Raw genomic sequence first — 6,391 nt, forward strand, 5'->3', positions numbered from 1 at the left:
TAAACCGAAATGGGTGATCGGATAATCCCGAAATAACTGATCGGAATGCTCCGAAATATGCAGATAAATCAAATAAAGAAATAATACTGCAATTGCACTAAATGAATCGGATATTATTAGCAGTGATTTTTTGTTTAGTTTATCAGATAAATAGCCACCAATAGGGTTTCCTATCAATAAGCCTATTGCAGATATCGCTGATACAAGTCCTAATACACTCGCATCTCCTGAAACCCTGACAACCCATAAATTAATGACCATCAAAAAAACAAGGTCACCAAGGTAAGATATTGTGTTTGCAAAAATGAACAAAGAAGTATTGTTTCTACTTTTTCTTGTTAGTGATTTATTCAAAGGGTTATTTATCTCCATGTGCAACAATGAGCATAATGATAAGCGAGCGATTATAATCATGTCAACAATATAAGATGAAATTATAATAAGAACTTATCCCAAAGGGATTTATTCCAAACAATGAGACCACAAGAAAAATGCAGCATCGCCTGGTAATTTTCTATTTTCATTTCCCAACGAACAAGAAACCTACGATAACGGTTTAACCAGCTATGGGTTCGCGCTACTCCTCAACGATGAGCCCTAAAATCATCAGATTGTTTTGAGCTCTCGGCCTCTTCTGCCCGTGATTGAACATGAGGAATGTAGTTCAAAGCAACCAGATCTGAGAACAAAAAGAATACCGTTTATTGCATCACGGTTATCGACTTTTTTTCGATACGTGCCGAGAGGATGATTAGTCTTATGGACAGGTAGCGGTGGCCCAATGTTTCTTAGAGAACATCAGAGATTAAGTATTGTGGTGAACTTATTTACAGTATTTTCAATTAGGTGTTGATTTAATTCAGGCAACATCTATTGGGATAGGTTCTTAGAGCCCTTGGGGGACGAGAGCGTGATAGATAGGTGGCTTAAGAAGGATATTAGAAAATAAGCTATTTCCGCCAGCCCTTATAAATAAAGGGCTGGCGGTTTATATTGGACTTTTCTCTGCGATGGGCTCAAAAACCCACAAATTGATAGTCATCTGTTTTTTTCATAGAAGCAAAAGCCTACTACGACTGCATATAGTTTTCCGGCATATCGATACGAGCAACGCCTGATTCTACAGCAGCATTGGCGACTGCTTTGGCGACTCTTGGCAACAGGCGAGGATCCATGGGTTTTGGTATGATGTACTCTGGTCCAAATTCAAGCTTATCGACACCTGCTGCTTTTAATACTTCAGCTGGCACCGCTTCTTTGGCTAATTGTCGAATAGCATCTACTGCGGCAAGTTTCATTGCGTCATTAATTTCGCTCGCTCTTACATCTAAAGCGCCGCGGAAAATAAACGGGAAGCAAAGTACGTTGTTCACCTGGTTCGGATAGTCACTGCGCCCAGTACCCATAATGATATCGCTGCGGACTTGATGAGCCAGCTCGGGTTTGATTTCTGGATCTGGGTTTGAGCAAGCAAATACGATAGGTTTATCGGCCATTAACTTCAGTGCTTCTGGATCAAGTAAATTAGGCCCAGAAACCCCAAGGAAGAGATCCGCACCTTCAATCACATCTTCTAGAGTGCGTTTGTCTGTGTTGTTGGCAAACAACTGTTTATATTGGTTGAGATCATCACGGCGAGTATGGATAACGCCTTTGCGGTCAAGCATGTAAATTTTTTCACGCATGGCACCACATTTGATCAACAGTTCCATACAGGCAACCGCCGCCGCTCCTGCACCCAAACAAACAATGATAGCGTCTTCGAGTTTCTTCCCTTGTAGCTCGATAGCATTAAGCATGCCTGCTGCAGTGACAATAGCGGTACCATGTTGGTCATCATGGAAGACGGGTACATCACAGCGCTCAATGAGCTGTTTCTCGATTTCAAAGCAGTCAGGTGCCTTGATGTCTTCCAAGTTTATGCCACCAAAGGTATCTGCGATGTTGGCGACCGTATCAACGAACTCTTCAATGGTGCGATGTTTCACTTCGATATCAATTGAATCTAAACCTGCAAAGCGCTTAAACAATAGCGCCTTCCCTTCCATGACAGGTTTTGAAGCAAGAGGCCCTAAGTTGCCAAGGCCCAAAATGGCAGTGCCGTTTGAGATAACAGCAACCATATTGCCTTTTGCTGTGTATTTGTAGACATTCTCAGCATTTTGTGCAATTTCACGCACAGGCTCAGCAACACCGGGGCTGTATGCTAGCGATAGGTCACCGGCGGTTTCTGCTGGTTTGGATAGCTCTACAGAAATTTTACCCGCTGTTGGGTAGGCATGGTAATCCAAGGCTTGCTGACGAAATTGCTCTTCAGGAGAAAGTACTTGGCTATTGTCATCGGACATGTGGGTAGATACTCATTAATAATAATTTAGATAGGGAAAAATCATTCTAGATTAAGTCAGTCAGCCTGCAAAGGTGAGAGAGCGAGCCAAAGTAACAAAACTGGTTAAATGATGGGAGATAAGACCAGATAGTGAGAGATAGCTCAACTGAATGGCTTTGTGCAGCTCGTATAGAATGAGGGTATGCTAGCAAACAAAAAAGGACGCCGTGGCGTCCTTTCTACTTCCAAGAAAACATTATTTCTTAGAAGAAAGTGCGCCAAAGCGCTTGTTGAAGCGATCAACACGACCACCGGTATCAACAATACGTTGCTTACCTGTGTAGAATGGGTGACATTTGTCACACACGTCTAGGTGGATTGATTCTTTAGCTAGAGTTGAGTTGAACTCAAAAGAGTTACCGCAAGAACAAGTTGCTTTAACTGCTTTGTATTCTGGGTGGATACCAACTTTCATGGAAAACCTCAAATATAGGCCGTGTCGCTATCCGATGCTAAGCCGGACACCACACGTAAGTTAATAAAATGTCACTTTGGGTACCGCTAGACGCTGCAAGCCATACCACTAAGGCGCGATATTCTAATGAATAGAGGCTCTATGATCAACCAATTTACATATAAAACTGCTACTTTTTTCATCGTTAATCAGAATGACATGGTCATGTCAGTGCTTTACTTTCCCGCTGGGCACTTTTCACATAGACTAACCAAGTTTCTTCGTTTTAGTGTTCATCTCATTATGCGTCCGACGATTGCCCGAGTGGCTCTGCCAGTTCCTCTTGACAGGTTATTTGATTATAAAATTCCTTGTCATTTAACGCCAGTTGTTGGAGGGAGAGTATCCGTACCATTCGGCCCTAAAACCATGATAGGTATAGTGATAGAGCTGGATACTGAGTCTGAATTTGGCTTTGATAAACTAAAGTCAATCCACCAAGTCCTCGACGTTGAACCCCTATGGCCGCAAAACCTGTATCAACTTCTTCACTGGTGCAGTCAGTTTTATCAATATCCACTTGGAGAAACTTTGGCAAATGCATTACCAGCCATGTTGCGTAAAGGAAAGCCTGCTTCTTTCAATCCATCTATTGAATGGCGTATTACATCGCTTGGACGTGAGCAGTTCATGCAAGGGTTTGGTCGTGCAGTTAGGCAAGCGCAAGCAATGCAGATGCTTGAGAAAGGGCCTGCTGATCATCAGTATTTACTTGACCAAGATGTGCCAGCCAATATTTTAAAAAAGCTTGAAGATAAGGGTTGGATTGAATCTGTGGAGGTCAAGTTTAGGCCTAAGATAGATTGGACCTTTAACGTAGAAGCCGAAGGCGATAAGCAAACTCTCAATCAAGAACAGGCTGTCGCCGTTGCGACGGTGAATAATTTTGCCGGCTTTGGCTGTTTTTTGCTCGAAGGGGTCACCGGCTCTGGGAAAACAGAAGTTTATCTTAACCTTATAAAACAAGTGCTTGAAAATGGTAAACAAGCTTTAGTTTTGGTGCCAGAGATTGGTTTGACACCGCAAACCATCAACCGATTCAGAAAGCGTTTTAACCTTGCTATTGAGGTCATTCACTCAGGTTTAAATGACAGTGAAAGGTTGAATGCGTGGTTGAGTGCCAGGGATAAAGTGGCAGGCGTTGTTATTGGCACTCGTTCAGCCTTGATGACCCCTTTTGCTGATCTCGGCATTATTATTGTCGATGAAGAGCATGACGCTTCCTACAAACAGCAAGACAGTCTTCGCTATCACGCCCGTGATGTTGCTGTTATGCGAGCAAATAAAGAAAACATTCCTATCGTACTAGGCTCTGCCACCCCGGCACTTGAAACTTTGCATAATGTTTTGTCAGGCAAATATCATCATTTGATACTTTCTGCTCGGGCAGGCAAAGCTTTACCTACGGTAAATAAAGTCATCGATGTTAAGGGGCAGTATTTAGAAAGTGGCCTTTCTGCTGGTTTGATTGCTGAGATGAGAAAGCATCTTGAGGCAGGTAACCAAGTGATGCTGTTTCTCAATCGACGCGGCTTTTCTCCCGCTCTGATGTGTCATGACTGCGGTTGGATTGCGGAGTGCAAAAGATGTGATGCTTATTATACTTATCATCAGTTTAGCGATGAGATACGTTGTCATCATTGTGGCTCTCAGCAAAAAACTGTCAGACAATGTCAAGGATGTGGATCTTCTCAATTGGTCACTGTTGGGGTCGGCACAGAACAGTTAGAAGAGCAGCTATCACTGCTTTTCCCTGACTTTAAAACCATACGAATTGACCGCGATAGCACTCGCCGTAAAGGAAGCTTGGAGTCCGCATTAAGCTCTATTCGCAAAAACGAATTTCAGATTTTAATTGGTACCCAGATGCTAGCAAAAGGGCACCATTTCCCTGATGTCACTTTGGTTGCTTTACTTGATGTTGATGGCTCTCTATACAGTAGCGATTTCAGGGCGTCAGAGCGATTGGCCCAATTATTCATTCAAGTGGCGGGTAGGGCGGGGCGCGCTAGCAAACCGGGAGAAGTGATACTTCAAACCCATCATCCAGAGCATAATCTACTGCAAATCTTACTCAGGCAAGGCTATCGGCATTTTGCTGAGTTGGCCTTACAAGAGCGTAAAAAAGCCAATTTGCCACCCTATTCGTTTTTGACCTTATTTCGCGCGGAAGCGAATCAGTCTCATGATGTTGAACATTTTCTGCGTCAGGTGCGTTATACCCTCGAAGTCCACCCTTTGTTCAAGCAACAGTGTCAAGTGTTAGGCCCCACTCCAGCGCCATTAGCGAAAAAAGCGGGCAAGTATCGTTGGCAATTAATGCTGCAGACCAATAGTCGATTGACGATGCAAAAGTTACTTGCTAGCGCTAAACCCGCTATTCATATGCTACCAAACTCAAAAAAAGTTCGTTGGTCGGTTGATATTGAACCGCAAGATTTAAGCTGATTTCAGCTTTTTCATTTAATTGTGATTCATATCTCGCATCTAGTCTGATTTTTGTTAATCACCCCGTAATATTCTGCGCTGAAATGAATAAACTATGAATTGATTTGATTGATTTATTTTAATGATACGCGGTAGACAAACGATTTATCTGGAAGATGTTCGTTTATGATAGGGGGTAGCCTATCTCTATCGATTTAGGTAGTACAAGCTGCTACCATGTTTGGAAAATGAAGAGGGTAATAAATTTATGGCGACAATGAAGGATGTTGCTCAGCTGGCGGGCGTTTCAACTGCGACTGTATCGCGGGCGCTGATGAATCCGGAAAAAGTATCTTCAGCCACAAGGAAGCGAGTCGAGGATGCAGTGTTAGAGGCTGGGTATTCTCCCAACTCATTGGCACGTAATTTACGTAGAAATGAATCCAAGACCATCATCGCTATTATTCCTGACATCTGTGATCCTTACTACACCGAAATCATTCGTGGTATAGAGGATGCGGCGGTTGAAAATGGATACATAGTGTTACTGGGTGATAGTGGACAACAAAAAAAACGAGAAAGCTCTTTTGTTAACTTGGTATTCACTAAGCAAGCAGATGGCATGTTACTGCTTGGCACTGATTTGCCGTTTGATGTGAGTAAACCAGAGCAGAAAAACTTGCCTCCAATGGTGATGGCCTGTGAGTTTGCGCCTGAGCTAGAGCTCCCAACAGTACATATTGATAATCTGACATCGGCATTCGAAGCTGTAAACTACTTAACTCAAATGGGGCACAAGCGGATTGCTCAGGTGTCTGGCCCAGAGTCGGCAGTGCTATGTCAGTTTCGTCATCAAGGTTATCAGCAGGCACTTCGCCGAGCGGGGATCACAATGAATCCTAGCTACTGCATTCAAGGCCGTTTTTCTTTTGAAGATGGCGCAAAGGCAGTGAGACAACTACTTGCTCTTCCCGAGCCGCCCACAGCTATTTTTTGTCATAATGATGCAATGGCAATTGGCGCCATTCAAGAAGCGAAGAAGCTCGGTTTGCGGGTTCCTTGTCATTACTGAGGGATCTTGACGGGATAAATACCATTCGACTCTGTCGTATCCTTACATT

General features: G+C 43.3%; 4 protein-coding genes and 2 pseudogenes. 2 read left to right on the forward strand and 4 right to left on the reverse strand.

What is annotated here, in order from left to right; genetic code table 11:
* From QQK21_RS15635 to rpmE, 4 genes and pseudogenes are all read right to left on the reverse strand, one after another.
* Positions 1 to 354 (reverse strand): MFS transporter (locus QQK21_RS15635; protein WP_284193120.1); only part of this gene is annotated, 354 nt, incomplete at its 3' end.
* A gap of 80 nt (positions 355 to 434) precedes the next feature.
* Positions 435 to 827 (reverse strand): annotated as a pseudogene (locus QQK21_RS22360) (hypothetical protein).
* Positions 828 to 1,070: 243 nt separating this feature from the next.
* A complete protein-coding gene (locus QQK21_RS15640) occupies positions 1,071 to 2,348 on the reverse strand; it encodes a malic enzyme-like NAD(P)-binding protein (RefSeq protein WP_284193121.1) in 1,278 nt (425 codons plus the stop codon).
* 237 nt (positions 2,349 to 2,585) lie between these two features.
* Positions 2,586 to 2,804: a 50S ribosomal protein L31 gene (gene rpmE, locus QQK21_RS15645; RefSeq protein WP_284193122.1), complete on the reverse strand. Its 219-nt coding sequence runs from the start codon at positions 2,802 to 2,804 to the stop codon at positions 2,586 to 2,588.
* A 282-nt stretch (positions 2,805 to 3,086) separates the two neighbouring features.
* Here rpmE and priA point away from each other — a divergent pair, with 282 nt between their 5' ends.
* Both priA and cytR read left to right on the forward strand, forming a co-directional pair.
* Positions 3,087 to 5,291, forward strand: a complete 2,205-nt coding sequence (gene priA, locus QQK21_RS15650) for a primosomal protein N' (RefSeq protein ID WP_284193123.1) — start codon at positions 3,087 to 3,089, stop codon at positions 5,289 to 5,291.
* 247 nt (positions 5,292 to 5,538) lie between these two features.
* A pseudogene (gene cytR, locus QQK21_RS15655) lies at positions 5,539 to 6,330 on the forward strand (DNA-binding transcriptional regulator CytR); the annotation flags it as partial.
* Positions 6,331 to 6,391 lie beyond the last annotated feature (61 nt).

It is taken from the genome of Vibrio zhanjiangensis (genome assembly GCF_030161235.1).
Classification (GTDB): domain Bacteria; phylum Pseudomonadota; class Gammaproteobacteria; order Enterobacterales; family Vibrionaceae; genus Vibrio; species Vibrio zhanjiangensis.